A 26,824-nucleotide genomic window follows, 5' to 3' on the forward strand; every position below is an offset into this window, starting at 1 on the left:
ATGGCCGTGGACATCCTCCTCACGCTCGCCGCCGCCGCACCGTCGCTGGGCGGGCCCGCGGAGATCTGGCAGCACATCGTCGACGATTTTTCGAACATCGGCACGCCCTCGGCCTTCGCGGCCTTCGTGCAGGTGTTGATGATCGACCTCGTGCTGGCGGGCGATAACGCCATCGTCGTGGGTGCGCTTGCCGCCGGTCTGCCTGCGGAGCAGCGCAAGAAGGTCATCGTCATCGGTGTCCTCGCGGCGCTGGTGCTGCGCGTCGGCTTCGCGCTGATCGTCACCTGGCTGCTCGGCATCGTCGGGCTGGTCTTTGCCGGCGGATTGCTGCTGCTGTGGGTGGCGTGGAAGATGTACCGCGAGCTTCACACGCATGGTGGCCAGGATGTCCACTCGCACGGCTCGCCCGAAGTCGAGGGCGACGAGCACTCGGGTCTGAAGCCCGCCAAGAGCTTCGCCAGCGCGGCGATCTCGGTGGCGGTGGCGGATGTCTCGATGAGCATCGACAACGTGCTCGGCGTCGCCGGCGCCGCCCGCGAGCATCCCGGCATCCTGATCGTCGGCCTGATCTTTGCGGTTGCCCTGATGGGCTTGGCGGCCAACGTGATCGCCCGCTACATTGAGCGTTTCCGCTGGATCGCGTGGATCGGCCTGGCGGTGATCGTCTACGTGTCGTTGAAGATGATCTACGAAGGCTGGGTAGACCCGCAGCTGGGCGTCGGCACTCTGTTCTGAACTCAGCGTCGTCCCGGGCTGGACCCGGGACCGGTTTCGCCAGCGATGAACCTCGAAGGTGCACGCTGCAGAGCTCGCGACATGACGAAACTGGTCCCGGGTCAAGCCCGGGACGACGTACGGGTCAGGGGATCAGCACCGTGGAACCGGTGGTTTCCCGCGCCTCCAAGGCCCGATGCGCGTCGGCCGCATCGCTCAATGCGAACCGCTGACCGATCACAGGCTTGACCACACCGCGTTCGATCCGGTCGAACAGACGTTGCGCCGTATGCGCCAAGTCGTCGGGCGTGGCGATGTAATCGGCCAACGTCGGTCGGATGACCATCACCGAGCCCGCACGCATCAGGTCGGTCAGCGCCACCGGCGGCACCGCGCCTGAGGCATTGCCATAGCTGACCATCAAGCCACGCTTGCGCAGGCAGGCCAGCGAGGCGCTCCAGGAGGCCTTGCCGACCCCGTCGAACACCACGTCCGCCTTGCGCCCGCCAGTGGCCTGCAGCAGCGCCGTGGGCAGCTCCTCGAAGCTGCAGCTGAGGGCGTGGTCGGCATCGATGCCGGCAGCCTTCTCCGGCGTTCCCGCATGTCCCACGACGATCACGCCCTTGTCGCGCAGCCAGGGCACCAGCAGCGAACCCACACCGCCCGCTGCCGAGTGCACCAGAGCGACGTCGCCGGCTTTCAGCGGAATGATGTCCTCGGCCAGGTAGCAGGCGGTGAAGCCCTTCAGCATCGAGGCTGCAGCCACCTCTGAGCTGATGGCATCCGGCAGTCGAACCGCTTGCCCGGCCTTGATCGTGCGATGGGTCGCGTAAGCGCCTTCGCCCTGCGCACAGCCGACGCGATCGCCCGGCTTGAAGCCGTCGACGCCTTGGCCGATGGCGATGACCCTGCCCGCGCTCTCCGAGCCGAGCGTCATCGGCAGCGGCGCCTGGTAGAGCCCGGTGCGGTAATAGACGTCGATGAAGTTCAGCCCGACGGCTTCCGTCTCGATCAGCAGCTCGCTACGGCCGGGATCGGCGAAGCGGGTGTCCTCGCGCGTGATCGCCTCGGGGCCGCCGTGCTCGCGGATCACCAATCGATAGCCGTCAACCATGCCTGTCCTCACTGCTGGCGCAGTGTCAAAGCACCGCGCGGAAGGTGTCGGCCCGCGAGGTTCGCCAAGCCCGAGCGTAATGTGTGCTTTCGGGATCGTCGATCAACTGCCCAGGCTTGAGGAATTGGTATACCTCGTCGAGGGGTCCGGCGCGGGCGCCATCGATGCGCTGGTACATGTCGTGGTGGCTCAGCTCCCAGGGTGAGTTCAGGCCCATGGCGACGACGATCTCGCGCAGGGAGTGCAGCGTCTCGCGCTGGAACCGTGCCACGCGCTCGGCCTTCTCGTCGACGACGAGGCCGCGCTGCCGCCATTCGGTCTGGGTTGCAACGCCGGTGGGACACGCGCCGGTGTGGCACTTCATCGACTGCACGCAACCCAGCGAGAACATGAACGCACGCGCGGCATTGCACCAGTCCGCACCCAGCGCGAACGCCCGCGCCATGCCTGCGCCCGAGTGGATCTTGCCCGAAGCGCCGAGCCGGACCCGGTCCTTCAGGTTCATACCAACCAGGGCATTGCGCATCAGGATCAGCCCCTCGCGCAGCGGCATCCCGACGTTGTCGGTCAGCTCCTGCGGCGCCGCGCCGGTCCCACCCTCGGCCCCATCGACGACAATGAAGTCGGGCGTGATGCCGCTCTCGTGCATGGCTTTCACCAGGGCCATGACTTCGTGCGGCAAGCCTACGCACAGCTTCATGCCGACCGGCTTGCCGCCCGAAAGCTCGCGCAGCTGCACGATCCACTCGAGCAACCCATGCGGCGTGGAGAAGGTTGAGTGCGCTGCAGGCGAGAGGCAGTCCTTGCCTTGCTCGACCGCCCGTGCCTCGGCGATCTCGGCGGTGACCTTGGGGCCAGTAAGCACACCGCCATGGCCTGGCTTGGCGCCTTGGCTCAGCTTGATCTCGACCATCTTGATCTGCGGCTCGGATGCGGCAGCGGCGAAGGCCTCGGGGTCAAAGCTGCCGTCCTTGTGCCGGCAGCCGAAGTAGCCACTGCCCAGCTCCCAGATCAGGTCACCGCCATGTTTGCGATGGTAGCGCGAGATGCCGCCTTCGCCGGTATCGTGCGCGAAGCCGCCCATCGCCGCGCCCTTGTTGAGCGCTTCGATGGCGTTGGCGGAGAGCGAGCCGAAGCTCATCGCAGAAACGTTCAGCAGGGCCGCATCGTAAGGCTTTCGGCAGTGCTGCCACCCACGCGCACGTGCCAGCTTTCGGGCGCGGCCTCATGCGGGACGATGGAATGGCCCAGCCACTCATACTCGTCCGAATAGACGTCGAGCTCGGTGCCCATCGGGTGCGTGGCGATGTCGCCCTTGGCGCGCGCATAGACCAGCGCACGCTCGTCTATGGTGAAGGGTCGGCCCTCGCGGTCGCTCTCGACGATGTAGGCGCGCAGGAACGGCCGCAGGTCCTCGAAGAACCAGCGCGCGCGGGCGATCAAGGGGTAGTTGCGCCGCAAGGCATGATGGCGCTGCGCAAAGTCCCACAAGGCGAGGGCGAGCAGCGGAACCAGGGCCCACAAGGCCCACCGTCCCGGCGGACTGGCGACTGCCAGGGCGGTGAGTACCACCAGTGCTCCGGGGACCAGATAACGCGGAGCAGGACTCATGGTCGGCCTTCCTCGATCCCCTCGGGCAGCGACCTTAACGGCCGCCGCCCGGCCAGGCAGCATCAATACGCCCGGTGGGGGCGCTCAGCCCAGGTGTTCTGCCAAGAACGCAGCGGTGCGCTCGTCGGCGAGGGTCGCATTGGCCTCGTCACGACGTGAGCCGATCTCCGCCGCGAAGCCGTGGTCCAGGCCTTCGTAGTCGTACAGCGTCACCTTGGGGTGATCGTCGAGTCCCTCGTGGATGGCCTTCTGCGCATCCGGACCGACGAAGTGATCCGCCGTCGGAATGTGCAGCATCAGCGGCTTTGCGATCGCGTGCTTCTCACCCAACATCTGGTCGATCATCACGCCATAGTAGCCCACCGAAGCATCGATGTCGGTGCGCGCGGCGGCCATGTAGGCGACGCGTCCGCCCATGCAGAAGCCGACCAGTCCGACCTTCGGAACGCCGGCCTCGCGGCGGATCCAGTGGATCACGGCCTCGATATCCCTGATGCCGAGATCGAAGTCGTGCTTCATCATGTAGCCGATGGCTTCCTGGAACTGCTCGGGAATGTCAGCGTCCAGCTCGACCCCGGGCTGCTGCCGCCAGAACGTGTCGGGTGCGACAGCGAGGTAACCCCGATCAGCCCAGTCCTGCGCCTTCTTGCGGATGCCGGCGTCCACGCCGAAGATCTCCTGCTGCACGATTACCGCTCCGCACGGCGTACCCTCGGGCTTGATCACCAGAGCAGGGATCTCGCCATCGCCAGCGAGGGTAGGGATCTGGGTGTTCGTCGTCATCGGGCTCTCCTTGATGTGGCGGCAACGGTCTCACGGTTTGCATGGGATTAGGCGGCTGCAATGGACTTTGCCAAGCGTATGTGTCAGCACGGCAAGAGGAAAGCGACGCAGGAGAGCCCCGATGAAGGTCAATGTCGAGGTGGACTGCTCGCCGGAAGAGGCGCGCCGCTTTCTGGGTCTTCCCGATGTGACGCGCGCGAACGACGTCTATGTCGATGCGATCACCAAGGCCATGCAGGGTGTCGGCAATGTCGATCAGCTCCAGGACCTGGCCAAGCAGATGGCGCCTATGGGCCAGTTCGGGCTCAAGCTGTTCCAGCAATTGATGGAAGGTGGCGCGGCCATGGCGATGTCGAAGCCGGGCAACAACCCGAAGCGCGACGACAGCTGACTCCCGAACGAGCCATGTGAACTGCCGCGTGAGTGACACGATCTTCGCTTTGTCCAGCGGGGCGCCACCGGCCGCGATCGGGATCATGCGGATCAGCGGACCGGAGGCAGCCGCGGCCCTGAAGGCGATCGCAAGCGAAGTTCCCAAGCCTCGGTTCGCAAGCGTCCGGCGCTTGCATGATGCGCGCGGTGACCAACTCGATCAGGCATTGGTGCTGTGGTTTCCGGGGCCCGCAACTGCGACTGGCGAAGACCTCGCCGAACTTCATCTACATGGTGGCCGGGCTATCATTGCGGCGGTAGAGCGTGCCTTGGCCGAGATGCCAGGCCTGCGTCGCGCCGCGCCTGGAGAGTTCACGCGTCGTGCCTTCGCAAACGGCAGGATCGATCTTGCCGAAGCGGAGGGGCTAGCCGATCTCTTGACGGCCGAGACCGAACTGCAACGCCGCCATGCCTTGGCTCTCGCAAATGGCAGTCTCTCGTCGCGGGTATACGAATGGCGTGACCGGGTCCTGATGCTATCTGCGCAGGTGGAGGCGGTGCTCGATTTTGGCGACGAGGATGATGTCTCGGACCTTCCCCCGCGATTCGCGGCGCAGGTGGAAGACACCGCCCGAGAGCTAGACACTCTCCTCGTCGCGCCAAAAGCCGAGACTCTGCGCGAAGGGTTCCGCGTTGTGCTGGCAGGTCCACCCAACTCGGGAAAAAGTAGCCTGTTCAATCGTTTGGTCGGTGACGATGCGGCAATCGCGACACCCGTACCAGGAACCACACGCGATGTGCTGTCTCGGCCCGTAGCAATCGATGGCGTGCCGTTCGTCTTTGTCGATACTGCCGGACTGCGGGACGCGACCGATGATACTATCGAGGCAATTGGTATTGAGCGCGCGACACAGGAACTGTCACGTGCCGATCTGGTGCTCTGGATGGGTCCAGAGGCGGAAGGGCAGGGCGTTCGCTTGTGGGAAGTAGATAGCTTCGCCGATCTGCCAAAGGATGTGTCGAAAGCTACGCCGCGCCATCGCGTATCGGCAGCCACAGGTCAGGGCATCGCCGAGCTGCAGAGCGACCTTGTTACCCTCGCCAGACAGGCGCTGCCGGGACCGAGCGATGTTGCTTTAAACCGGCGCCAGCGTGAGTTGTTGGAGGATGCATCGGCCGCCTTGCACCAATCATCGACAGTGACAAACCCGTTGCTGATCGCCGAGCTGCTCCGTACGGCTCGCGCGGCTTTCGACCGCCTGCTAGGGCGCGCGGCGACAGAGGACATGCTCGACACCCTCTTCGGTCGATTCTGCATCGGCAAGTGATGTTCCACGTGGAACAAGCATGCGCTTTGACCAGAGCGGAGCGCTGAGTTAAAAGCCAGCCATGCACACATACGATATCGTAGTCGTCGGCGGCGGACATGCCGGCTGCGAAGCGGCCGCTGTCGCGGCTCGCATGGGAGCACGCGTCGCCCTCATCAACTTCGATCTGAAAACAATCGGCGCGATGAGTTGCAATCCGGCGATTGGCGGTCTCGGCAAGGGCCATCTCGTGCGTGAGGTCGATGCCTTTGACGGTCTGATCGCACGCGCTGCTGACGCCGCCGCAATCCACTATCGTATGCTCAACCGCTCGAAGGGGAGTGCCGTTCAGGGCCCGCGTGTCCAGGCCGACCGTGTCTTGTTCAAGGCCGCTATTCAAAACCAGCTGCGTGCGACCAAGGACCTTGATCTGATTGAGGGTGAAGTCGCAGCGCTGCGGATCGAACATGGCACGGTTCGAGGAATTGAACTCGCCGATGGGCAGGTAATCGACGCGGCTGCGACGATCCTATGCACGGGAACGTTCTTGGGGGGCACGCTCTTCCGGGGTGAAGAACGCCTGGAAGGAGGCCGTATAGGCGAGGCCTCAGCGCATCGTCTCGCCAGGCAACTGCGCGATTATGCACTGCCGATGGCGCGGCTCAAGACAGGCACACCGCCACGTCTTGATGCTCGGACGATCGACTGGTCACGCTTGGCTGAACAACCATCCGATGCGGAGCCTTGGACGATGTCGGCCATGATTCGCCACAGGACCAATCCGCAGGTGTTCTGCGCGATCACTCGCACTACGCCGCAAACGCATGATGTGATCCGCGCGAATCTGCATCGGTCACCCCTGTTCAGCGGAGCGATCGGCGCGAGGGGGCCGCGCTACTGCCCCTCGATCGAGGACAAGATCCACCGCTTTGCCGATCGGGATGGGCACCAGGTCTTCCTGGAACCGGAGGGCCTGCAGACGCACATGGTCTATCCCAACGGCATCAGCACCTCGCTTCCGAGCGACGTGCAATTGCAGATGCTGCGCACGATCGAAGGCTTGGAGCAGGTCGAGATGGCGGTGCCGGGCTATGCCGTCGAATACGATCATATCGATCCGCGCGCGTTGCGCTCCACGCTTGAATTGAAAGACTTACCCGGCCTCTATTGCGCCGGCCAGATCAACGGCACAACCGGCTATGAAGAGGCAGCGGGGCAGGGGCTTGTCGCCGGCATGAGTGCGGCATGCGCGGTACTCGACCGAGACTTGCCCGCGATCGATCGTTCGAACAGCTACCTTGCGGTGATGATCGATGATCTCACACTGCAAGGTGTCAGTGAGCCTTACCGCATGCTCACTGCCCGGGCCGAGTACCGGCTACGCCTGCGCGCGAACAATGCTTCCACCCGCCTGACCGACATTGCAAAGAACATCGGCGCTGTTGGCCAAGAGCGGGCGACATGGTTCGATAAGCGGAAGCAGCACCAAGCGCACGTTGAGAGGCAATTGACGGAGGCGGTCACCGGAGTTGATCTCGCTGCGGAGGGGTTGCCGGTGCGGTCAGACCTGGGCGCCATGCCACTTCGTGAGTGGATGCGCTTCGATGGTGTGGATCTGACGTCCGTAGCCAAATGGCTGCCTAGCATTCCAATCTGTGACGGTAACCTGTTGGAGGAGATTGGCGAAGATCTTGCCTATGCTCCTTATCTTGAGAGGCAAGAGCGCGAACTCCGCGATCTTCGTGCGAGTGAGGCACTACGGCTTGAAGATGCTTTTCCCTACGCTGAGGTTCCGGGTCTCTCGAACGAGATGGTGGAACGTCTCTCCCGTGTTCGGCCGGAGACGCTTGCAGCGGCAGGACGGGTTCCCGGAGTCACGCCCGCGGCGCTGTCGGCCTTGCTGGTCCATGCGCGACGGAAGGTCGCAGCATGAGTGAGGATGAGGCGCAGGAGACGGTCGCAACTATGGCGACCGATTCCGCGCAGATGGAAATGCTCTCGCGTTTTGTCGATCTGCTGGTGGAGGAGAACGAGCGTCAGAACGTTGTAGCGCGGGCTACTCTGCCACTAATTTGGGAGCGGCACATCCTCGACAGTGCACAGCTTCTCCATCATGTTCCACGTGAAACATCGACTTGGCTTGACCTCGGAACCGGCGCCGGCTTCCCAGGGCTTATCATCGCCACACTCAGGCCCAATTGGAAAGTCACCCTTGTCGAGTCGCGGACAAGACGCGTTCAGTGGCTCGCACGAGCAGTGAACGAACTGCAACTCGCTAACGTGGTGATCGAAGGTCGTCGGCTGGAACTTGTCGACACAAGCCCATCCGACGTGATCTCGGCACGTGCATTCGCTCCATTGACCGATCTGCTCAAGTTATCCGCGCGCTTTTCGACAGCGGCTACATACTGGGTCTTGCCGAAAGGAAGGTCCGCAGCGCAAGAAGTGCATGACCTTCACGGATGGCAGCATGCGTTCCACGTGGAACAATCAATGACAGATCCCGAGTCTGGGATAGTTGTCGGTCACTTGTATGGCCGGAAAGGCGCCGCAGCATGATCCGCATCGCTATCGCCAATCAGAAGGGCGGAGTGGGCAAGACGACCACCGCGATCAACGTTTCGACCGCGCTGGCGGCGACGGGATGGAAGACCCTGCTCATCGACCTCGACCCGCAAGGTAACGCGTCAACGGGCATCGGGGTAGGAGCTTCGCAACGCGAGCGGTCGAGCTACGACGTACTCGTGGATCAAGCTTCTCTCGAAAGCTGCATCATGCCCACGCCGATTCCCAAGCTGGACTTGTGCCCGGCCACAGTGGATCTGTCCGGCGCCGAAGTGGAATTGGTCGGCGCCGAGGATCGCGCCTATCGTTTGCAAAAGGCGCTGAGGCCCGATCTCGGCTACGATGTTTGCCTGATCGACTGCCCACCATCCTTGGGCCTGCTGACCCTGAACGCGATGACGGCGGCCGATACGCTGCTCGTACCTCTGCAATGCGAATTCTTCGCCCTCGAAGGGCTGAGCCAATTGCTGACGACGGTCGAGCGGGTGCAGCAGCGGTTCAACGCCGATCTCGGCATCATCGGCATTGCGCTCACCATGTTCGATCGACGCAATCGCTTGACCGATCAGGTCGCCGAGGATGTGCGCTCGTGCCTGGGGAAGCTGGTGTTCGAAACGACGATCCCGCGTAATGTGCGCTTGTCCGAGGCGCCGAGCCATGGCGTACCGGCGCTGATCTATGATCACGCCTGTGCAGGGAGCCGGGCTTACATCGCGCTCGCTAGGGAGCTGATTACGCGCTTGCCTGAAGAGAGGAAGGCCGCATGAGCGAGGAAGTCGGTGTGACGACCGCACCGGTCGCCAAGTCCAAGGCCAAGGGCCTGGGCCGTGGGCTGGGAGCACTGCTCGGTGAGACGCGGCGAGAGGAGCCGGTTGCGACGGGCGCAAGTTCACCCGCAAGCGACGAACCCAGATCGCCGGGGCTGGCGCTTCTCCCGGTGGCCTTGATATCGCCCGATCCTCAGCAGCCGCGCCGTCATTTCGATGAGGACGCGCTGGACGAACTGGCAGCATCGATCGCGCAGCGGGGAGTGATCCAGCCAGTCGTCGTTCGCGCGCTAGACCAAGGCCGCTATCAACTCGTTGCCGGTGAGCGGCGCTGGAGAGCAGCGCAGAAGGCGCAGCTGCACGAGATCCCGGCGCTCATCCGCGACCTAAGTGACCGCGATGTCATGGCGCTGGCTCTCATCGAAAACCTGCAGCGCGAGGACCTTAATCCGATCGAGGAGGCCCGAGCTTACCACCGGCTGGCCGAGAGCGAGGGGCTCACTCAGGCCGAGATCGCCAAGATGGTCGACAAGAGCCGCAGCCACGTGGCGAACCTGCAGCGGCTGCTGGCTCTGCCTGAAACGGTGATGGACCTGGTCGAGCGAGGTTCGCTGTCGATGGGTCATGCACGCGCGCTGATCGGCTCAGACGATGCCGAAGAGATTGCGCAAGCGGCCGTTGCTAAGCAGATGTCCGTGCGCGAGGTCGAAAAGCTGATCCGCCGCAAGTCCAAGGGCGAGGCTGCGCCGCGCCGCGCGCGCACTGCCCGCAACTCGAGCGACGATGCCGACATCGTCGCCGTCCAGGGGCATCTTGAAGAATTTCTTGGCTTGCCTGTCCGTATCCAGAGTGACGCCGATCCGAAATCGGGGCTCGTCACGATCAAGTATACGACCTTGGACCAACTCGACTTGATCTGTCAAAGACTGACCGGTGGCTCGATCTAAGCCACCGGTGGTTGTACTAATGTGATTAGTAACGTTACTTGATCATGACCCGCTTGTCGGGAACGATCTTGACGCGCTTGTCCGGTACGATCTTCACGCGCTTGTCGCGAACGTAGCGACGAGCGCGCGGACGGACCGGCACATCTTCGTAAACGTATTCGACTGTTTCGGTGCACTGCGGCGCCGCCTGCACGGGGACCATCATGACCGGTGCGCCGTTGCAGCATCCGCCGGTATAAGCATAGCCGGGAGCATAAGCCGGCGCGTAGCCAGGGTAGGCGTAGCCGCCATAGCCCGGCTGCGGATAGCTGGCGGTGTAGCGGGCATAGTAGTCGTCGAGATAGGCTTCGCACTCGTCGCGCGCGCGCCCTCGATCCTCGGCACGGTCGATCGCCGCGCCAGCCACGGCACCGACAGCCGCTCCGGCGACCGTACCCACGGTGCGATTGCCGCGCCCGGCGATCCGGTTGCCGGCGACTCCCCCAACGACGCCGCCGATCACGGCACCACCCAGGCCATCGTCGCGCGCGGAGACACGCTGGCGGCAATCGGCGAGCCACGCGTCGCGGGCCCTGGGATCGTAGTTCGGCGCGCGATAATCAGGCCGGCGAGGGTCGGGGTAGGGCGGGGCCGAGGCTTCGGGCGGCGGCGCCTCGCCATACCAGCTGCCGTTGTGCCAGCCCGAGGGCTGATCGCGATGCGAGTCGGCGAACGCAGGTGAGGTGCCAACCGCCAGCATCGCTGCGGCCGTCAGCATGCGTGACAGAGGATAAGCGAGCGCCATGCGCAGTCCTTTCGCGTTCGTCGGGTGCCGGGTCATTCGGCATTAACGCGAAATTTAGCATCTTAGCTCGTTGTAGACCAAGGCTATGGCCTGCTCATTGCAGGTCTGTGCCGATTTGGAGCAGGCGCAAAGCCCAGCGCTAAAAGGGGAAGCGCTAAAGGAATGTCGCCGCAACGCGGGCGACGAGCTCGATCCCCGCTGCGTCTTCCTCGTCGAAGCGAGCGAGTTCGGGACTGTCGAGGTCGATCACGGCTCTGACCTGCCCATGGACCATGACCGGCACCACCAGTTCGGAGCGGCTTTCGGCATCGCAGGCGATGTGCCCTGGGAAGGCGTGTACATCCTGCACCAGCTGAGTCGCTCCGCCGGCTGCCGCGGTGCCACACACGCCCTGACCGATGGGGATGCGGATGCAGGCCGGCTTGCCGATGAAGGGCCCCAGCACCAGCTCGCCATCCACGGCGCGGTAGAAGCCGGCCCAGTTCAGTCGGGGAACCGACATCCAGATCAGCGCAGCCAAGTTGGCCATGTTGGCGACCGGATCACGCTCTCCTTCCACCAGTGCGGCGGCGGAACGGGCCAATGCGGCATAGGCGAGGGGCTTCGGAAGGTCGGTGTCGGGAGCGATGTCGAACATCCGCGCGACATAGCCCGCTCGGCGGTTGTCGCCTAGGGCGCGCCGGACTATCTCGATGGCATGAAAAGCTGGCAGCGCACGGCGCTCATCGTTCTGGTCGTCATCGTCCTCCTGGTGGCGGCACTCTTCGCCTACCTCAACTTCGCCCATCGCTCGGACCGGGACCCGGCCGCGACAACCGGCGTCGATCCGGTCCTGGTCGAGCCCGCTGCGCAGACGCTGCCGAGCGTCAGCCTGGCCAAGCCCTCGGGCTGGGGAGACGATCTGGCGCCGCAAGCCGTGCAAGGCCTCGTCGTCAGCCGCTTTGCCAGCGGCCTGGATCACCCGCGCACGCTGCTGACGCTGCCCAATGGAGACGTGCTGGCGGCACTCACCAATGCGCCGGCGAGCGGGCGTCAGGGCGGCATCACCGGATTTTTCATGAAGCTGTTCATGGGCCGCGTCGGTGCGGCGGATCCGTCTCCCGACACGATCGTACTGCTGCGCGATGCCGCCGGTGACGGCAAGGCGGAGACGCGCTCGGTGTTCCGCCAGGCCGACATGCACTCTCCCTCCGGCATGGCTTACGGCAACGGCAAGCTCTACATCGCCAACCACAACGCCGTGCTGGAGTTCGCCTTCACTCCGGGCGAGACCAAGCTGGTCGGCAAGCCGAAGCAGCTGATGGAGCTGCCGGGCGGGGGCAACCACTGGATGCGCAACCTGCTGCTGAGTCCCGATGGCGCACACCTGTACGCGGCTGTCGGTTCGGCCACGAATATCGCCGACAACGGCATGGAGGCCGAAACCGGGCGTGCGGCGATCTGGGAGATCGACACTGCGACCGGCCGCCGCCGCCAGTACGCGGCAGGCATGCGCAACCCGAATGGCATGGACTGGAACCCTTCGACCGCCGAGATGTGGGCGGTGGTGCAGGAGCGCGACATGCTCGGCCCCGATCTGGTGCCGGACTACCTCACCAACGTGCCGGTGGGCGCGCAGTACGGTTGGCCGTGGGTCTACTGGAAGGACAAGTTCGACGAGCGCGTGACCTGGCCGATGGACACCTACATGCTCGAATACACCCGCAAGCCCGAGTATGCGATGGGCGCGCATACCGCCGTGCTGGGGCTCAAGTTCGCTGGTGCCGGCAATCGGCTGGGGGACAAGTTCGAGAACGGCGCATTCGTCGCTCGCCATGGTTCGTGGAACCGCAAGCCGCCGTCCGGTTACGACGTGGTCTTCGTGCCGTTCGACGCCAATGGCAATCCGCGCGGCAAGCCTCTTGAGGTGCTGACCGGCTTCCTCGAGAAGGGCGGCGACAAGGCGCATGGGCGACCGGTGTGGCTCGCCTTCGACAAGGCGGGCGGGCTGCTGGTCAGCGATGACACCGGCGGCGTGATCTGGCGTGTGATCGCGCCGGGAGCTGCTCCCTCCGCGGGCCCTCGCGCGGTTGTCACCAAGCACATGGAGCCGTCGAAGGAACTGGTCGATCCCACGCAGCCGCGCGGATCGCAGGCGAACTTCAAAGCCGGGCCCGACCGCCTGCTGCCCTGAGCCTCAGAGCGCGACGCCGGCGCGCCCGGCCAGCTCGGCGATGTACTGCCAGGCCACTCGGCCCGAACGTGCGCCGCGCCGCTGTGCCCACTCCAGCGCGTCGGCGGCGTCCCATGCCAGGCCGAGTGCGCTGGCGTAGCCGCCGATGATGGCCAGGTAATCGTCCTGGCTGCAGTTGTGGAAGCCGATCGACAAGCCGAAGCGATCGGCGAGCGCGAGCTTGTCGTCCACGGCGTCGCGCGCATTGATGGGGTCGTCCTGCTCGGTCATTGAGCGCGAGACGATCGCCCTGCGGTTGGCGGTGACGGCCAGGCGGACGTTCGCCGGGCGGGCTTCGACGCCGCCTTCAAGCCAGGAGCGTAGCAGGCGAGGGCCGGACAGGTCGCCTTCCTCAAAGCCGAGATCGTCGATGAAAACTAGGAAGCGCCGGTTCTCGCGGCCCAGGTCGGCGAAGAGTTCAGAAACGCCCGCAAGCGCGTCCTGACCCACCTGAACCAAGGCGATTGCGCCGGGTGCGTCGATCTGTGCTTCGCGGATCGCGGCTCGCAGCAAGGCGGACTTACCCATGCCGCGCGACCCCCACAGCAGCATGTCATGTGCCGCGTGGCCAGCCGCGAGGCGCTGCACGTTGGTGACCACGCGGGCTTTCTGGTTGTCGATGCCTTGCAGCAGATCGAGCGCCGGAGCCTCCAGTCGCGCGATCGGGCGTACACCGCTGGCCGACCAGACGTAGGCAGGGGCGCAGAGCCAATCGACCGCGGGTGAGGGCGGCGGTGCAAGCCGCTCCAGAGCACCGGCGATACGATCGAGAAGGGTGCTGATGTCGGGAGCTTGGGTGGGCATGTGCGGCACTTTTCCTTGGCAAGCAGACCGGTGCGCCTATAGCGGCGAGCCATGACGCCGGCCAGCCGATCCCCTGTCATCGCCGCCGACCCTGACGGAATCCGCCGCGCCGCGCAGCACTTGCGCGATGGCGGCTTGGCAGCGTTGCCGACTGAGACGGTCTACGGCCTGGGGGCACGGGCCGACCGCGATGCGAGCGTGGCCGCCATCTACCGCGCCAAAGGGCGGCCGAGCTTCAATCCGCTCATCGTGCATGTGGGTGGCTTGCAGCAGGCCGAGGGCCTGGCCGAGTTCGACGATCGCGCAAGAGCGCTCGCGGCGGCGTTCTGGCCGGGCCCGCTGACGATGGTGCTGCCTTTGCGCGAAGCGGCGGGGCTCGCGAGCGCAGTGACGGCAGGCTTGCCGACTGTCGCGCTGCGCTGCCCCGCGCATCCGGTCATGCGGGCGGTGCTGGAGGTGGCTGGCGTCCCGATCGCCGCGCCCTCTGCCAACCGCAGCGGTGGCGTAAGCCCCACCACGGCTCAGCATGTCGCGGCTTCGCTCGGCGCTGCGGTCGACCTTATACTCGATGCCGGACCTTGCACGGCGGGCGTCGAGTCAACGATCGTGGCGCTGCGGCCGGATGGCTGGCAGATCCTGAGGCCGGGGCCGATCACCGAAGCTCACATCGTCGCGGTACTCGGCACGCCTTCGCTTGCGACGAGTGGCCACGGCATCGAAGCGCCAGGGCAGCTCGCCAGCCACTACGCGCCTGGTAAGCCCGTGCGCTTGGCCGCCCTGACGGCAGAGCCAGACGAATTCTGGATCGGCTTCGGCTCGGTCGCCGGTCACGCCAGCCTGTCGGCGGGCGGTGACCTCGATGAAGCCGCGTCGCGGCTCTACGCTCTGCTGCACGAGGCGGCGGCAGCGCCTCAACCGCGGATTGCGGTCGCGCCGATACCTGAGCTGGGTGTGGGCAGCGCGATCAACGACCGTCTGCGCCGCGCCGCGGCGTGAATCAGCGCGGCTCGCGCGGCAATCCGGGCAGCAGATCCTGGATCTGGTCGTACTCCTGGCGCGCGATGCCGCAGGCATTCTGGTCGCCATCGTCGCATTGGCGGCGGTGCTTGTCGTAGCTGCGCTGGAGCTTGCCAACCTGAGCCTCGCGCCGGCGTATCTCGCGCCCGCGCTTCTCGTCGGCTTCCGACTGGCTGGTGGTGGTCCAGTCCACGGCCTTGGAGGCGACGCGGACCGGGGCGGTCACCACACCGACAGCGGTTCGCGCCAGGCAGCCGGACAAGGCAAGCATGGCCACAGGAGCGAGCAGGAGGGCAGGGCGCTTCATCCCACCACCGCTGCCACGCGCGCGCTTGCGAGGCAATGAACAACGCGATGGTGCCGAAGCCTCACAACGCAAAAGAGCCGCTCCCTTGCGGGGGCGGCTCCTTCAACCGGCGCCACTTTGCCCGATCCGGTTGGATCAGGCAGCGGTCTCCGGCGTGTCGTAGTACTTGGGTGCATGCTCGTTGAGGATCGCCAGGATCTTCTTGAGCGCTGCCGGCTCGTCGGTCTTCTCCATCGCGGCCAGCTCGCGCGCCAGGCGCGAGGAGGCGGCCTCAAAGATCTGCCGTTCCGAGTAGCTCTGCTCCGGCTGGTCGTCGGCGCGGAATAGGTCGCGAGTGACTTCCGCGATCGAGACGAGATCGCCCGAGTTGATCTTGGCCTCGTACTCCTGCGCGCGGCGCGACCACATGGTGCGCTTAACCTTCGGCTTGCCCGTGAGGGTATCGAGCGCTTCACGCAGCGTCTTGTCCGACGACAGCTTGCGCATGCCGATCGATTCGATCTTGTTGACGGGCACGCGGAGCGTCATGCGCTCCTTCTCGAACCGCAGGACGTACAGCTCGAGCTGCATGCCAGCGATTTCCTGTTTCTGAAGCTCGATGACCCGGCCGACACCGTGCTTGGGATAGACGACGTAATCTCCAACATCGAAGGCATTGGCGTTGGTTGCCATGTAACGTCCTTTCACCTGCAGGTCCCGCCGATGGTGAAGATGGTGCGACCCAATTGAGACCCTGCAAAGACAAGGTCTCGCCGCCGGTCAGATCGCGATCTCAACCGTGTGCTGCTGAACCCTGCCTCATACGAAAACGACTGCCGTATGGGCAGGACGCCCCGGCAGTTGCCCCGTATATAGCACCGCTGTCACAAAATTGCCAGAGCTGAAGCCACTTTGCGTGGCTCAACCCGCCGCGTACCCACGCTGACGATTGGGCCGCTTACCCCGCAAGGGTACGCGGCCGCCGGCGCTCAGTCGCCTTCGCCTGGCTCGGGCGAGAAGAACTTCTCGAACTTGCCCTCGACCGCCTTGAACTCGTCCGCGTCCTCGGGCGAATCCTTCTTCGAGGTCAGGTTGGGCCATTCCGCCGAGTACTTGGCGTTCAGCTCCATCCACTGCTCCAGGCCACTCTCGGTGTCGGGCAGGATCGCTTCGGCGGGGCACTCAGGCTCGCAGACGCCGCAGTCGATGCACTCGCTGGGGTTGATGACGAGCATGTTCTCGCCCTCATAGAAGCAATCGACCGGGCAGACTTCCACGCAATCCATGTACTTGCAGCGGATGCAGGCGTCGGTGACGACATAAGTCATGGCTGCGGAAACCCCTCTTGGAACGCACTGGTTGCGGCGGCTGCTATGGGATCAACGGCAGTGCCGTCAAGCACTCTATAGTGCGACCGTGCTTCGGGTGCAGGGCCGCGGCGCACGGGAATGGCCAGCAGTTCCAGCACCCGAACCTCGCTGCCAACCGCCAGCGTGAGCACGTCGCCGACCACGATCGGCTGGTGCGCGCGCTCGATGCGGCGGCCATTGAGACGGATGTGACCCTCTTGCGCCATGGCTTGCGCGATCGATCTGCTCTTCGCCAGGCGCAAGTACCATAGGACCTTGTCGATCCTCATGGCGCCGCCAGGCCGCTCTGCATGCACGGGCCGGCTCAGCGCACGAGGTCCGACAGCGCGGCAAAGGCACTGTTGCGCGATGGCGCCGGAGCGCTCGGCGCCTCGCGCGATGGGCGGGTCGGGCGCCAGCGCCAGCGCGTCGGCGCCACCGGTCCGTGCATCTCGGGCCCAAGCACGCGCGCGCCGATCGGCTGGAACCCGGCAAGGCGCAGCAACCGCTCGAACGTCGCGAGCGTCAGGCCCATCGAGATCGCCTTTGCGGCATCGAGCACGAAGGGGCGCCGGCCGGTCAGGCTGCGGACCTGGTGGGCTTCGCGCAACAGTTTCTCCGCCAGATCGAGCCGGACCAGCTGCTTGCCGACCGGCCGATAGCCGCGCGGCGCCCCACCGCGCGGCATCGGTAGAGCGGGGGGCATCGTGTCTGTAGCCGAGTGCGACTCGGAGGCAGGCGCTTGTTTGTCCGGCACCAGCGCGCGCCATAGCCTTATCGCATCGGGGCGCAGCATGGCGGGCACGAAGATGTCGAGCGTGCCGACCTTCACGGCCAGCCGCGACAAGCGGACGCGCTGGTCCTTGTCGAGGTGCTCCAGCCCAGACCCGGCGCGATCGACCATGCCGCCAGTATCGACCAGCGCGATCAGCAGTGCGCGAAGTTCCGGGCCCGCTTCGCTGCTGCGGCTCGCCTCGGCGATGCGGCGCAACGGTTCCAGCGGCGCGAGCGATGCCGCAAGCCACTGCTCCAGCACCGCCAGCAACTCCTTGCGCGCGGGCGCAGGCACCATGTCCAAAGTGCGCTCCAGCTGCAGTTGCGGCGTCAGTGGCGAGCGGCCTGGCGCCAGGCGGGCGATGCGCTCGCCATCGAGAGTGACGCCGCCTGCCTCCAGCTTCAGCCCGGCAGCGCCCTGGTGCACGGCTGCGACCAGATCGGCCGCGCGGCGCTCCAGCAATCCGGGCAAGTGACGCTCCGCAGCGGCCAGCAGCAGCTTGCGGTCGGACAAGCGGGCGTTCGGATCGACCTGGAAGGTGAACCCGCGCAGCGATCCGATGTGTTCTCCCTCCACCAGCACTTCCTCATCTTCCAGGCGAACGGACAAAAGCCCCGCGTCGGTGCCGAGCTTGCGCATCAGCACCGCCGTGCGCCGGTTGATGAAGCGCTCGGTCAGCTTGCCGTGCAGTGCGTCGGACAGCCGCGCCTCGACCGCGCGGGCGCGGGCCGCCATTTCGTCGCGGGCGAGCACCCAGTCGGGCCGCTGCGCGATGTAGGCCCAGGTGCGGATCGCGGCGATGCGGCCCTGCAGCGTGTCGATGTCGCCGCCGGTCACGTCCAGCTGCGCGATCTGCTGCGCCATGTAGTCGGCACCGAGCTCGCCATCGCGCAGATCCTGCCAGAGGCGCGAAACAAAGCGGGCGTGCATTTCCGGACCCTGGCTGCGGAAGTCGGGCAGGCGGCACACTTCCCAGAAGCGGCGGACCATGCCCGGCGTGCGCACGCTCGCCGCGACTTGTGCGTCATCGGCCAGCAGCTTGAGCACGGCGAGGTCGATCGCCTCGGGCGCAGCGGCAAGCTCGGGGGTGCGCGGGGGGGCCTCCAGGTCGACGATCAGCGTGCCCAGGCTATCGAAGCGTGGCTCCGGTTCGCGCCAGAACAGCTTGGTCAGCGGCGGAAAGCGGTGCTCCTCGATCGCATAAACTTCCTCGTCGGAGAACTCGGACGCATGGTTGCCGCCCGCGAGGGTGCCGAAGGTGCCGTCCTTCTGGTGACGCCCCGCGCGCCCGGCGATCTGCGCCATCTCGGCTGTGGTCAGCCGGCGTTGGCGCAAGCCGTCGAACTTGGACAGGCCGGCGAAGGCGACATGCTCGACATCGAGGTTGAGGCCCATGCCGATGGCGTCGGTGGCCACCAGGTAATCGACCTCGCCAGACTGGTAGAGCTCGACTTGGGCGTTGCGTGTCTGCGGGCTCAGCGCCCCCATCACCACGGCTGCGCCGCCGCGAAACCGCCGCAGCATCTCGGCGGTGGCGTAGACCTGCTCGGCGGAGAACGCCACGATCGCACTGCGCGGCGGGATCCGGCTGAGCTTGCGCGCGCCGGCATGGCGCAAGGTGGAGAAGCGGGGCCGGGTCTCCACTTCCACTCGCGGGATCAAGGCCTTGACCATCGGCTCCAGGGTGGAGGAGCCCAGGATCATCGTCTCCTCGCGGCCACGCGCATGCAGCAGCCGATCGGTGAACACATGGCCGCGCTCGCGATCGGCGGATAGCTGGGCTTCGTCGATGGCGACGAATGCAAGACGGTCCTGCACGACCGGCATGGCTTCGGCCGTGCAGAGCAGCCAGCGGGCGTCCTTGGGCTCGATCCGCTCTTCGCCGGTGATCAGCGCGACCTGGTTGGGTCCTTTGATGGCGCAAACCCGGTCGTAGACCTCGCGGGCCAGCAATCGCAGGGGGAAGCCGATCGCGCCGCTCGAATGTGCGCACAGACGCTCTATGGCGAGATGAGTCTTGCCCGTGTTGGTCGGGCCGAGAACGGCACGGATGCGGCTCGATCCCGCATCGCGGGCGCCAGCGGTTCGAAGGTCGGCCATCGCAGGTGAAATGTGGCACCGCCGGACCGCACGCACAAGGCGCGTGCGATGTCGTGCTTGGGGAAAGTAAACACATCTCCTAACAAGGGGTGGCTGGGCAGCGTCGATCCACGACTGCGCAACAGAATCAAACAGCTCGTCGCCGACCGCACTCCTCTCGTCGCCCTAGTTCCGCCGAATCTACAAGCTTGGCAGGATGTTAACCTTGCCGGGGCAAAATCCGCTCGTGAACGCCCGTGGGGCCATTCAGCGAGAGACGGCGTGTTCAGGGTTCGGGATCAGTTCGATGACGCGCCGGTGCGAGGGCATAGCCCCGCTGCGCTCGTGGCCGACCAGGTCATCGTCGAAGCGCCCGGCTCTCCCGATCAGTCCGAGCCTCGGCTGGTACGTTGGCGTCGCCGTGTCGAGGACTGGTGCGCCCGCATCGACCTTGCGCCGGATCTCGCCAGCGACATCGGCAGCAAGCGCTGGCTGCGCGGTGCGGGCACGATGCTGGGGCTCAGCGTCTCTGCCATTTCGCTCTGGCCAGACTTCTCGCAAGTCGAGGCCGCAGCCATGGTGCCCGAGCTTCCCGCCGTTCGCGACGAGTTCCGCAGCCAGATGATCATGCCGTTGGCGCTCGGCGCGGACAGTGGGAGGCACATGGGAGCGACTTCGAGCATCCGCCCGCTGAACGGCGCGCCCGAGCGACCGACCTTGCAGCTGGTGGCAACGCTTGGCCAAGGCGACAGCTTCGAGCGCATGCTGGCGCGGGCCGGCGTGGGGCAGGCGGACATCGCGCAAGTCGGCCAGCTGGTCGGCACCGCGATGCCGGCGAGTGCCATCGCTGCCGGGACACAGTTCGACATCAGCCTGGGACGGCGCCCGCAGCCCGGCGCGCCGCGTGTCTTGCAGAGCATCGACTTTCGCGCACGCTTCGACCTCGACCTGACCGTGTCGCGGCAAGGCAGCGGGCTGGCGCTCGTCCGCCGACCGATCGCCACCGATGCGACGCCGCTGCGGATCCGCGGCATGGTGGGCAGCAGTCTCTATCGCTCGGCTCGCAATGCGGGTGCACCGATCGCGGCAATCCAGTCCTACTTGCGCGCCATCGACTCGCAGGTCAGCCTCGAGAGCGAGCTCGCGCCCGGCGACGCATTCGATATCGTCGTCGCCTACAAGCGCTCGGCCAAGGGCGAGCGGCAGCTGGGCGACTTGCTCTATGCCGGGCTAGAGCGGGGCGGAAAGCCCCGGCTTCAGCTGTTGCGCTGGGGCGCGGGTGGCCAGATGGTGGCGGCAGCGGGCCTGCAACAGCCCAGCGAGTCGCGCACGATCGGCGCGCCGGTCGCCGGCCATATCACCTCGACATACGGGATGCGGCGCCACCCGATCCTGGGCTTCACCCGCATGCACGCCGGGATCGACTTCGGCGCCAGCTATGGCTCGCCGATCTTTGCAGTGGCGGACGGGATCGTCTCGTTCGCCGGACGGCACGGCGGCCATGGCAATTATGTCCGGCTGGATCATGGCGGCGGTAACGGCACCGGCTATGGCCACATGAGCCGCATCGCCGTAGCGCCGGGATCGCGAGTCCGCGCCGGCCAGGTGATCGGCTATGTCGGCTCGACCGGGCTCTCGACCGGGCCGCACCTGCACTTCGAGGCTTATCAAGGCGGTCGCACCGTCAACCCGATGGGCCTGCGCTTCGTGGCGCGGCCGCAGATCGATGTGCGCGAGGCTTCGGCCTTCAAGCAGCGCCTGGCCCAGATCCTGGCGATCCGCCCCGGCGCCGCGCTGGGCAGCATCGTCGCGAGCACGCCCGCAGCCACCGGGCACCATGGTGACCGCGAGATCGATCGGCTTGCCGACCAGCGCGACGCTGTTCAGCCGCTGCCGAACGCGGGCACCGCCATCAGCCTTGCCGCAGCCGGGAACTTGCCGAACCACAATTGAAGCCGGTGCCGATTTGCGGCAAGCGGCGGGCATGACCGCAGCCTATCCGCACGCCCGCCTGCGCCGCACCCGCACCACCGCCTGGAGCCGCGCGATGCACCGAGAGACGGTGCTGACGCCGGCCGACCTGATCTGGCCGCTGTTCGTCACCGACGGCACCGGCGTCGAGGATCCGATCTCGTCCCTGCCGGGCGTATCGCGCTGGTCGCCGGACGGCATCGCCGATCGCGCGCGCGAAGCCTTGGCGCTGGGCATTCCGTGCCTTGCCTTGTTCCCCAACACCCAGCCCGAGCGCCGCAGCGAGATGGGCGAGGAAGCGCTCAATCCCGACAACCTGATGTGCCGGGCGATCCGCACCATCCGCGACGCCGTGGGTGACGCAGTGGGCGTGCTGACCGACGTGGCGCTCGACCCCTATACCAGCCACGGCCAGGACGGGCTGATCGACGAAGCGGGCTATGTCCTCAACGACCGTACGGTGGAGGCACTGGTCGGCCAGTCGCTCAACCAGGCCGCCGCGGGTGCCGACATCATCGCACCATCGGACATGATGGACGGACGCATCGCCGCGATCCGTGCCGCGCTGGAGGGCGACAGCCACGTCAACGTCCAGATCATGGCCTATGCCGCCAAGTACGCCTCAGCCTTCTACGGCCCGTTCCGCGATGCGGTCGGCTCGCGCGGGCTGTTGAAGGGTGACAAGAAGACCTACCAGATGGACCCGGGCAACAGCGAGGAGGCCTTGCGCGAAGTCGCGATGGACCTGGCCGAGGGCGCCGACAGCGTGATGGTGAAGCCTGGCCTGCCCTACCTCGATATCGTGCGGCGGGTGAAGGAGCGGTTCGAAGTGCCGGTCTTCGCCTACCAGGTCTCGGGCGAGTACGCGATGATCGAGGCCGCCGCCGCGGCTGGGGCGGGTGATCGCGATGCTCTGGTGCTGGAGACACTGCTGGCGTTCAAGCGTGCCGGCTGCTCGGGCGTGCTGACGTACCATGCAGCCCATGCCGCTCGGCTGCTGAATGGCTGACTTCCGCATCGATACCGATCGGCTGGTGCTGCGCAATTGGAAGCCTGGCGACATCGATCGTTATGCCGCCGTGGCCAATACGCCGGCAGTAACCCGGTGGCTGGGACCGCCCCTGGATGCCGAGGCACTGGCCGCGACCGAGGAGCGCGTCGTGGCGTGCCACGAGCAGCACGGCTACTGCTTCTGGCTGCTCGAGCGCCAGCATGACGGCGGGCACCTGGCCGGAGAAGTCCTCGGCTTTTGCGGCATCAAGCGTGACGATGCGCCCGGTAGTCCATACTTCGGCGGCTTCGAGATCGGCTGGCGCCTGCGTGAGGACGCGTGGGGCATGGGCTATGCGAAGGAGGCGTCCACCGCCGCGCTCGATGCGGCATTCCGGCAGTTCGGGGCGGACGAGGTCATCGCCTATACCGTTATCGAGAACACGCCCAGTTGGGGGCTGATGGAGCGGCTCGGCATGCGTCGGCGCGAAGACCTCGACTACGAGGATCGCCGCTTCGTTCTGCCTGCGCAGCTCGCCTGGACGATCACGGCCGAAGCGTGGAGCACGCGCTCAGCATGACCGGCTCGGCACGGCGGCCGCTGTTTGTCGCGACGATCCTGGCGGGAAGCTTCCTGCTCTTCCTGGTCCAGCCGATGGTGGCGCGCATGGCGCTGCCGCGGCTGGGCGGCGCGCCCAACGTGTGGAATAGCGCCATGGTGGTGTACCAGGCGCTGCTGCTGGCAGGGTACGGCTATGCGCACGGCCTTTCCAAGCTTCCGCAGCGGCGGCAGATCGTGGTGCATCTCGCCTTCCTGGCTCTGGCGGCACTGACGCTGCCGATCGTGCTTGCGAACCTCGCGCCGCCGACGTCCGGATGGGAGGTCCTGTGGGTGCCCCTGCTGCTGCTTGCGACCGTGGGGCCGGTGTTCGTGGTCGTGTCCGCGCAGGCGCCGCTGATGCAGCGCTGGTACTCGGCAGACCCCGCTGCCGGCGAGCCCTGGGCGCTCTATGCCGCATCCAACATCGGCAGTTTCGCCGGCCTGCTCGCCTATCCGCTCGTAGCCGAGCCGCTGCTCAGCCTCCATCGCCAGAGCCTGGTCTGGAGCCTTCTCTACGGGTTGCTCTTCATCTTGGTGACACTAGCGGCCCGCTCTCGCTGGAATGCCGCGCCTACTGCCATTGCCAAGCGTGAGGAAGCGCCGGGTGAGCGCATCGGCGCGCGCCGAGTGCTGCTGTGGCTGGCGCTGTCGGCGGTGCCGTCAGGCCTTCTGCTGTCCACCTCGACTCACCTCACCACCGACATCTTCGCGATGCCGCTGCTGTGGGTGATTCCGCTCGGGCTCTACCTGCTGAGCTTCGTCTTTGCGTTCTCGGATCGGCGCGCGATCGCGCACGTCATCTCCATCCTGGCACCGGCGGCGGTGATCTTCGCGGGCAGCTTTGCGATGGTGTCGACATCGGCCGGGACGATGGCCGCGGCGCTGGCGGCGCTGCTGCTGCTGTTCGAGGTCTCGGTCGCCTTGCATGCGCGGCTCTATGATGCGCGGCCGGGCGCGTCGAAGCTGACCTTCTTCTACCTGGTCATGTCCGCAGGCGGAGCGCTGGGCGGCGCATTCACCGCGCTGGTGGCCCCAGTGGTGTTCGATTGGGCGTGGGAGCACCCGATCCTGATCATCGCCGCCGCCATGCTGCTGCCGCTTCCGGTGCAGCTGGACTGGCGGCGGATGAGCGGGCTCGACCGCGGCATGGCGTGGATCGCGGTGGTCGTCCTGCTGGTGATCGCCTCTGCGCTGGCGGCGCAGTTGTTGTCGCTGGTGAGCGATGATGAAGGCGAACTGGTGCAACTGTTCTTGCTGATCGGGCTGACCGGGCTGGGCCTCCTGCTGCTGCCGTGGCGCTGGGCGTTCATTCTGGTGCTCGCCATGGTGATGCTGGCGCAAGGCGGGATCACCACCTTCAAGGCCTCGCTCGCGGGACAACGGACCCGCAGCTACTTCGGCATCTACAACGTCTATGACAATCAGGTGGAGCACACCCGCCTGCTGGCGCACGGGACGACGCTGCACGGCAAGCAGTCGCTCGATCCGGCACGCCGCCGCGAGGCGACGACCTACTATGGCGACACCTCGGGCGTAGGCCTTGCCCTCGAAGCCGCGCCGCGGCTGTTCGGTCCGCGCGCGCGCGTGGGGATTGTCGGGCTGGGCAGCGGCACGCTGACCTGCCGGCACAAGCCCGGGCAGGCCTGGACGATCTTCGAAATCGATCCCGCCATCGTCCGCTATTCGCGCAATGGCACCTTCACCTTCCTGCAGACTTGCGCACCGGATGCCCGGATCGTGCTGGGCGATGCCCGGCTGGAGCTGGAGAAAACCCCGGCGCGCAGCCTCGACGTGCTGGCGGTGGACGCCTTCTCGTCCGATGCGATCCCGCTGCACCTGCTGACCGACGAAGCCGTGGGCGTGTACGAGCGCGCACTGGCGCCCAATGGCCTGCTGCTGATCCACATCTCCAACCGCTTCATCGACCTGGAACCGGTGCTCTCGGCCATCGCCGCGAAACGCGGGCTGGTGGCGATGATCCGGCGCGACAGTCCGAAGGGCGATCTGACCGTCGCCTCCAACTGGGTCGTGCTCGCACGCGATCCGGCTCGCTTGCGACAGTTGCGCGGCGATAGTCGCGGGCTGGAGTGGAACGCGCTCGATCCGGCGCAAGGAGCGGCCTGGACCGATGACCACGCCTCCGTCCTGCCCTACATCCGTTGGGGCGCCATCATGGGGAAGCTATGACCGATCACACTCAGCGCGGCGACGTGACCATCGCTGCTTTCAACGGCAAGACGCCGCAGATCCACTCCAGCGCCTTCATCGCTCCGGGCTGCCGCATCATCGGCAATGTCGAGATCGGGCCCGACGCCAGCATCTGGTACAACTGCGTGATCCGCGCGGACGTGAACCGCATCGTGATCGGCGCACGCACCAACATCCAGGATGGCAGCGTCGTCCATTGCGACAGCCCCAAGCCGGGCCGCCCGGAAGGCTACCCGACGATCATCGGCGATGACGTGCTGATCGGCCACCTGGCGATGGTCCACGGCTGCGTGCTGCAGGACCGCGCTTTCGTGGGTCTGGGGGCGATCGTCATGGATGGCTGCACAGTCGAGAGCGAGGGCATGCTGGCGGCCGGCGCCATGCTGTCACCCAACAAGACGATCGGCGCGCGCCAGCTGTGGATGGGGCGTCCGGCCAAGTATGCCCGCGATCTCGACGAGGCCGCGGTCGCCGGCCACCGCGCCGGGGTGGAAGGGTATGTCGTCAACGGCCGGCTCCACGCCGCGGCACTTGCGCAGGCAGGATGACAGACGTGACTCCGTTCCAGATGCCGCCCGAGTGGCACCCGCAGCAGTGGCTGTGGATCGGCTTCCCGCACGATCCGGTCGAGTGGCCGGGTTATCTCGATCGCGCGCAGGAGCAGATGGCCGCGTTCGCCAGCGCCGTCGCCGAAAGCGGGCAGGAAGTCCGGCTGCTGGTGCGGGACGAGGCGAATCGCGCGCGGGCCGCATCGCTGTGCTCGGCCAAGGTAAGGCTGGAAGTGCGTCGCTTCGGTGATGTCTGGCTGCGCGACACCGGTCCGCTGGTGGTCCATGGCGGCGGCGGAGCGCAGCGGGCGATGCGCTTCGGCTTTAATGGCTGGGGCGGCAAGTACTTGATGGACGGCGACCAGGAGATCGGCGCCGAGTTGGCCACGAGCGCCGGGCTGGAGATCGAGACGGCAGACTGGATCCTGGAAGGCGGCGCGATCGACGGCGACGGCACCGGCCTTGTCGTGACGACCGAGCAATGCCTGCTCAATGCCAACCGCAATCCGCATCTCTCTCAGGCGGAGCTGGAGCAGCGTCTGCACCGTGACCTCGGCTATGATCGCGTGCTCTGGCTGGGCGAGGGGCTGATCAACGACCATACCGACGGCCACGTCGACAATCTGGCCCGCTTCGTGGCGCCGAACACGCTGGCGCTGCCGCGAGCGACCGGCAGCGACGATCCCAACGCTGCGATCTACGCCGATGCGAGGGCGCGCGCACAAGCGGCAGGCGTGATCGTGCGTGAAATACCCTCGCCCGGGCGGGTCGAAAGCGATGGCCGCATCGAGCCGGCGAGCTACATGAACTTCGCCATCACCTCGAAGCTCGTCATCGTGCCGACCTACGGTACCGCACACGACGAAGAGGGCGTTGCCGCGGTGGCTGCGCTTTTCCCGGATCGCGAGACCGTCGGGGTTCTGGCAGACGCGGTTCTTGCCGGAGGAGGCTCTTTCCACTGCTCCAGCCAGCAGATGCCGCAGCGATCTTAACGGTTCCACAAGGTTGCGCGTGCCATGT

Annotated in this window: 25 protein-coding genes and 1 pseudogene; 15 read left to right on the forward strand and 11 right to left on the reverse strand. The window is 66.2% G+C overall.

Going from position 1 to position 26,824, the window contains the following annotated elements; genetic code table 11:
- The gene (locus tag GV044_RS10040) at positions 1–735 is read left to right on the forward strand and encodes a TerC family protein (protein WP_159868931.1); all 735 of its coding nucleotides are present in this window, start codon (positions 1–3) and stop codon (positions 733–735) included.
- 124 nt (positions 736–859) lie between these two features.
- Here GV044_RS10040 and GV044_RS10045 read toward each other — a convergent pair whose 3' ends face one another.
- The 3 genes and pseudogenes from GV044_RS10045 to GV044_RS10055 all read right to left on the reverse strand — a co-directional run bounded on the left by GV044_RS10045 (position 860) and on the right by GV044_RS10055 (position 4,222).
- Positions 860–1,828, reverse strand: coding sequence for a quinone oxidoreductase (locus GV044_RS10045; RefSeq protein ID WP_201299045.1), 969 nt, complete (start codon positions 1,826–1,828; stop codon positions 860–862).
- Positions 1,829–1,853: 25 nt separating this feature from the next.
- Positions 1,854–3,439, reverse strand: a pseudogene (locus GV044_RS10050) (FMN-binding glutamate synthase family protein).
- Between the two features lie 84 nt (positions 3,440–3,523).
- Complete coding sequence (locus tag GV044_RS10055; RefSeq protein WP_159868934.1) at positions 3,524–4,222, reverse strand: dienelactone hydrolase family protein; 699 nt, start codon at positions 4,220–4,222, stop codon at positions 3,524–3,526.
- Positions 4,223–4,343: 121 nt separating this feature from the next.
- On the opposite strand from GV044_RS10055, the gene GV044_RS10060 reads away from it, so the two are divergent.
- The 6 genes from GV044_RS10060 (at position 4,344) to GV044_RS10085 (ending at position 10,180) form a co-directional block, all read left to right on the forward strand.
- Positions 4,344–4,613 (forward strand): DUF6489 family protein, encoded by a 270-nt coding sequence (locus GV044_RS10060; RefSeq protein WP_159868937.1) that lies wholly within the window; start codon positions 4,344–4,346, stop codon positions 4,611–4,613.
- Positions 4,614–4,641: 28 nt separating this feature from the next.
- Complete coding sequence (mnmE, locus tag GV044_RS10065; RefSeq protein WP_159871212.1) at positions 4,642–5,922, forward strand: tRNA uridine-5-carboxymethylaminomethyl(34) synthesis GTPase MnmE; 1,281 nt, start codon at positions 4,642–4,644, stop codon at positions 5,920–5,922.
- A 61-nt stretch (positions 5,923–5,983) separates the two neighbouring features.
- Entirely contained in the window at positions 5,984–7,834 is a 1,851-nt protein-coding gene (gene mnmG / locus GV044_RS10070; RefSeq protein WP_159868940.1) for a tRNA uridine-5-carboxymethylaminomethyl(34) synthesis enzyme MnmG, read from the forward strand.
- The gene (gene rsmG, locus GV044_RS10075; RefSeq protein WP_236554841.1) at positions 7,831–8,460 is read left to right on the forward strand and encodes a 16S rRNA (guanine(527)-N(7))-methyltransferase RsmG; all 630 of its coding nucleotides are present in this window, start codon (positions 7,831–7,833) and stop codon (positions 8,458–8,460) included. Before mnmG ends, rsmG begins: the two co-directional genes overlap by 4 nt.
- Positions 8,457–9,233, forward strand: coding sequence for a ParA family protein (locus tag GV044_RS10080; RefSeq protein ID WP_159868943.1), 777 nt, complete (start codon positions 8,457–8,459; stop codon positions 9,231–9,233). Before rsmG ends, GV044_RS10080 begins: the two co-directional genes overlap by 4 nt.
- On the forward strand, positions 9,230–10,180 hold the full coding sequence (locus GV044_RS10085; protein WP_159868946.1) for a ParB/RepB/Spo0J family partition protein: 951 nt from the start codon (positions 9,230–9,232) through the stop codon (positions 10,178–10,180). The genes GV044_RS10080 and GV044_RS10085 overlap by 4 nt, the downstream gene beginning before the upstream one ends.
- 34 nt (positions 10,181–10,214) lie before the next feature.
- Here GV044_RS10085 and GV044_RS10090 read toward each other — a convergent pair whose 3' ends face one another.
- Together GV044_RS10090 and GV044_RS10095 are read right to left on the reverse strand one after the other, a co-directional pair.
- Positions 10,215–10,964 (reverse strand): glycine zipper 2TM domain-containing protein, encoded by a 750-nt coding sequence (locus tag GV044_RS10090; protein WP_236554842.1) that lies wholly within the window; start codon positions 10,962–10,964, stop codon positions 10,215–10,217.
- A 154-nt stretch (positions 10,965–11,118) separates the two neighbouring features.
- Positions 11,119–11,601 (reverse strand): GAF domain-containing protein, encoded by a 483-nt coding sequence (locus GV044_RS10095; protein WP_159868949.1) that lies wholly within the window; start codon positions 11,599–11,601, stop codon positions 11,119–11,121.
- 60 nt (positions 11,602–11,661) lie between these two features.
- Here GV044_RS10095 and GV044_RS10100 point away from each other — a divergent pair, with 60 nt between their 5' ends.
- Positions 11,662–13,137: a sorbosone dehydrogenase family protein gene (locus GV044_RS10100; protein ID WP_159868952.1), complete on the forward strand. Its 1,476-nt coding sequence runs from the start codon at positions 11,662–11,664 to the stop codon at positions 13,135–13,137.
- 3 nt (positions 13,138–13,140) lie between these two features.
- Here GV044_RS10100 and GV044_RS10105 read toward each other — a convergent pair whose 3' ends face one another.
- Positions 13,141–13,980 carry an ATP-binding protein gene (locus GV044_RS10105; RefSeq protein WP_159868955.1) on the reverse strand — a complete coding sequence of 280 codons (840 nt, stop codon included), beginning with the start codon at positions 13,978–13,980 and terminating at the stop codon, positions 13,141–13,143.
- 51 nt (positions 13,981–14,031) lie between these two features.
- On the opposite strand from GV044_RS10105, the gene GV044_RS10110 reads away from it, so the two are divergent.
- Positions 14,032–14,976, forward strand: a complete 945-nt coding sequence (locus GV044_RS10110) for an L-threonylcarbamoyladenylate synthase (RefSeq protein WP_159868958.1) — start codon at positions 14,032–14,034, stop codon at positions 14,974–14,976.
- A 1-nt stretch (position 14,977) separates the two neighbouring features.
- Here GV044_RS10110 and GV044_RS10115 read toward each other — a convergent pair whose 3' ends face one another.
- From GV044_RS10115 to GV044_RS10135, 5 genes are all read right to left on the reverse strand, one after another.
- Positions 14,978–15,304, reverse strand: coding sequence for a hypothetical protein (locus tag GV044_RS10115; protein WP_159868961.1), 327 nt, complete (start codon positions 15,302–15,304; stop codon positions 14,978–14,980).
- A 135-nt stretch (positions 15,305–15,439) separates the two neighbouring features.
- Positions 15,440–15,976 (reverse strand): CarD family transcriptional regulator, encoded by a 537-nt coding sequence (locus GV044_RS10120; RefSeq protein ID WP_159868964.1) that lies wholly within the window; start codon positions 15,974–15,976, stop codon positions 15,440–15,442.
- 296 nt (positions 15,977–16,272) lie between these two features.
- Positions 16,273–16,611, reverse strand: a complete 339-nt coding sequence (fdxA, locus tag GV044_RS10125) for a ferredoxin FdxA (RefSeq protein WP_159868967.1) — start codon at positions 16,609–16,611, stop codon at positions 16,273–16,275.
- Positions 16,608–16,922, reverse strand: coding sequence for an RNA-binding S4 domain-containing protein (locus tag GV044_RS10130; RefSeq protein WP_159868970.1), 315 nt, complete (start codon positions 16,920–16,922; stop codon positions 16,608–16,610). The genes fdxA and GV044_RS10130 overlap by 4 nt, the downstream gene beginning before the upstream one ends.
- A 35-nt stretch (positions 16,923–16,957) precedes the next feature.
- A complete protein-coding gene (locus GV044_RS10135) occupies positions 16,958–19,507 on the reverse strand; it encodes a helicase-related protein (RefSeq protein ID WP_159868973.1) in 2,550 nt (849 codons plus the stop codon).
- Positions 19,508–19,768: 261 nt separating this feature from the next.
- On the opposite strand from GV044_RS10135, the gene GV044_RS10140 reads away from it, so the two are divergent.
- From GV044_RS10140 to GV044_RS10165, 6 genes are read left to right on the forward strand one after another with little or no spacing between them, the layout of a single operon-like run.
- Positions 19,769–21,439 carry a M23 family metallopeptidase gene (locus GV044_RS10140; protein WP_236554843.1) on the forward strand — a complete coding sequence of 557 codons (1,671 nt, stop codon included), beginning with the start codon at positions 19,769–19,771 and terminating at the stop codon, positions 21,437–21,439.
- 31 nt (positions 21,440–21,470) lie between these two features.
- Entirely contained in the window at positions 21,471–22,466 is a 996-nt protein-coding gene (hemB, locus tag GV044_RS10145; protein WP_159868979.1) for a porphobilinogen synthase, read from the forward strand.
- Entirely contained in the window at positions 22,459–23,028 is a 570-nt protein-coding gene (locus GV044_RS10150; RefSeq protein WP_159868982.1) for a GNAT family N-acetyltransferase, read from the forward strand. The genes hemB and GV044_RS10150 overlap by 8 nt, the downstream gene beginning before the upstream one ends.
- Positions 23,025–25,235: a spermidine synthase gene (locus tag GV044_RS10155; RefSeq protein WP_159868985.1), complete on the forward strand. Its 2,211-nt coding sequence runs from the start codon at positions 23,025–23,027 to the stop codon at positions 25,233–25,235. Before GV044_RS10150 ends, GV044_RS10155 begins: the two co-directional genes overlap by 4 nt.
- Positions 25,232–25,804, forward strand: coding sequence for a gamma carbonic anhydrase family protein (locus GV044_RS10160; protein WP_159868988.1), 573 nt, complete (start codon positions 25,232–25,234; stop codon positions 25,802–25,804). Before GV044_RS10155 ends, GV044_RS10160 begins: the two co-directional genes overlap by 4 nt.
- Positions 25,801–26,796 (forward strand): agmatine deiminase family protein, encoded by a 996-nt coding sequence (locus GV044_RS10165; RefSeq protein ID WP_159868991.1) that lies wholly within the window; start codon positions 25,801–25,803, stop codon positions 26,794–26,796. The genes GV044_RS10160 and GV044_RS10165 overlap by 4 nt, the downstream gene beginning before the upstream one ends.
- The last annotated feature ends 28 nt before the right edge of the window (positions 26,797–26,824 follow it).

The organism is Novosphingobium sp. 9U (assembly GCF_902506425.1).
Classification (GTDB): domain Bacteria; phylum Pseudomonadota; class Alphaproteobacteria; order Sphingomonadales; family Sphingomonadaceae; genus Novosphingobium.

Bases quoted from the DNA above. Each gene is read 5' to 3' on its own strand.
- GV044_RS10045 (WP_201299045.1), bottom strand. From the start codon at position 1,828: ATGGTTGACGGCTATCGATTGGTGATCCGCGAGCACGGCGGCCCCGAG.
- GV044_RS10155 (WP_159868985.1), top strand. From the start codon at position 23,025: ATGACCGGCTCGGCACGGCGGCCGCTGTTTGTCGCGACGATCCTGGCG.
- GV044_RS10160 (WP_159868988.1), top strand. From the start codon at position 25,232: ATGACCGATCACACTCAGCGCGGCGACGTGACCATCGCTGCTTTCAAC.
- GV044_RS10080 (WP_159868943.1), top strand. From the start codon at position 8,457: ATGATCCGCATCGCTATCGCCAATCAGAAGGGCGGAGTGGGCAAGACG.
- GV044_RS10135 (WP_159868973.1), bottom strand. From the start codon at position 19,507: ATGGCCGACCTTCGAACCGCTGGCGCCCGCGATGCGGGATCGAGCCGC.
- GV044_RS10085 (WP_159868946.1), top strand. From the start codon at position 9,230: ATGAGCGAGGAAGTCGGTGTGACGACCGCACCGGTCGCCAAGTCCAAG.
- mnmG (WP_159868940.1), top strand. From the start codon at position 5,984: ATGCACACATACGATATCGTAGTCGTCGGCGGCGGACATGCCGGCTGC.
- GV044_RS10040 (WP_159868931.1), top strand. From the start codon at position 1: ATGGCCGTGGACATCCTCCTCACGCTCGCCGCCGCCGCACCGTCGCTG.
- GV044_RS10110 (WP_159868958.1), top strand. From the start codon at position 14,032: ATGACGCCGGCCAGCCGATCCCCTGTCATCGCCGCCGACCCTGACGGA.
- GV044_RS10150 (WP_159868982.1), top strand. From the start codon at position 22,459: ATGGCTGACTTCCGCATCGATACCGATCGGCTGGTGCTGCGCAATTGG.
- GV044_RS10115 (WP_159868961.1), bottom strand. From the start codon at position 15,304: ATGAAGCGCCCTGCCCTCCTGCTCGCTCCTGTGGCCATGCTTGCCTTG.
- GV044_RS10060 (WP_159868937.1), top strand. From the start codon at position 4,344: ATGAAGGTCAATGTCGAGGTGGACTGCTCGCCGGAAGAGGCGCGCCGC.
- GV044_RS10120 (WP_159868964.1), bottom strand. From the start codon at position 15,976: ATGGCAACCAACGCCAATGCCTTCGATGTTGGAGATTACGTCGTCTAT.
- GV044_RS10090 (WP_236554842.1), bottom strand. From the start codon at position 10,964: ATGGCGCTCGCTTATCCTCTGTCACGCATGCTGACGGCCGCAGCGATG.
- GV044_RS10130 (WP_159868970.1), bottom strand. From the start codon at position 16,922: ATGAGGATCGACAAGGTCCTATGGTACTTGCGCCTGGCGAAGAGCAGA.
- GV044_RS10100 (WP_159868952.1), top strand. From the start codon at position 11,662: ATGAAAAGCTGGCAGCGCACGGCGCTCATCGTTCTGGTCGTCATCGTC.
- GV044_RS10165 (WP_159868991.1), top strand. From the start codon at position 25,801: ATGACAGACGTGACTCCGTTCCAGATGCCGCCCGAGTGGCACCCGCAG.
- GV044_RS10105 (WP_159868955.1), bottom strand. From the start codon at position 13,980: ATGCCCACCCAAGCTCCCGACATCAGCACCCTTCTCGATCGTATCGCC.
- GV044_RS10095 (WP_159868949.1), bottom strand. From the start codon at position 11,601: ATGTTCGACATCGCTCCCGACACCGACCTTCCGAAGCCCCTCGCCTAT.
- fdxA (WP_159868967.1), bottom strand. From the start codon at position 16,611: ATGACTTATGTCGTCACCGACGCCTGCATCCGCTGCAAGTACATGGAT.
- hemB (WP_159868979.1), top strand. From the start codon at position 21,471: ATGACCGCAGCCTATCCGCACGCCCGCCTGCGCCGCACCCGCACCACC.
- rsmG (WP_236554841.1), top strand. From the start codon at position 7,831: ATGAGTGAGGATGAGGCGCAGGAGACGGTCGCAACTATGGCGACCGAT.
- GV044_RS10055 (WP_159868934.1), bottom strand. From the start codon at position 4,222: ATGACGACGAACACCCAGATCCCTACCCTCGCTGGCGATGGCGAGATC.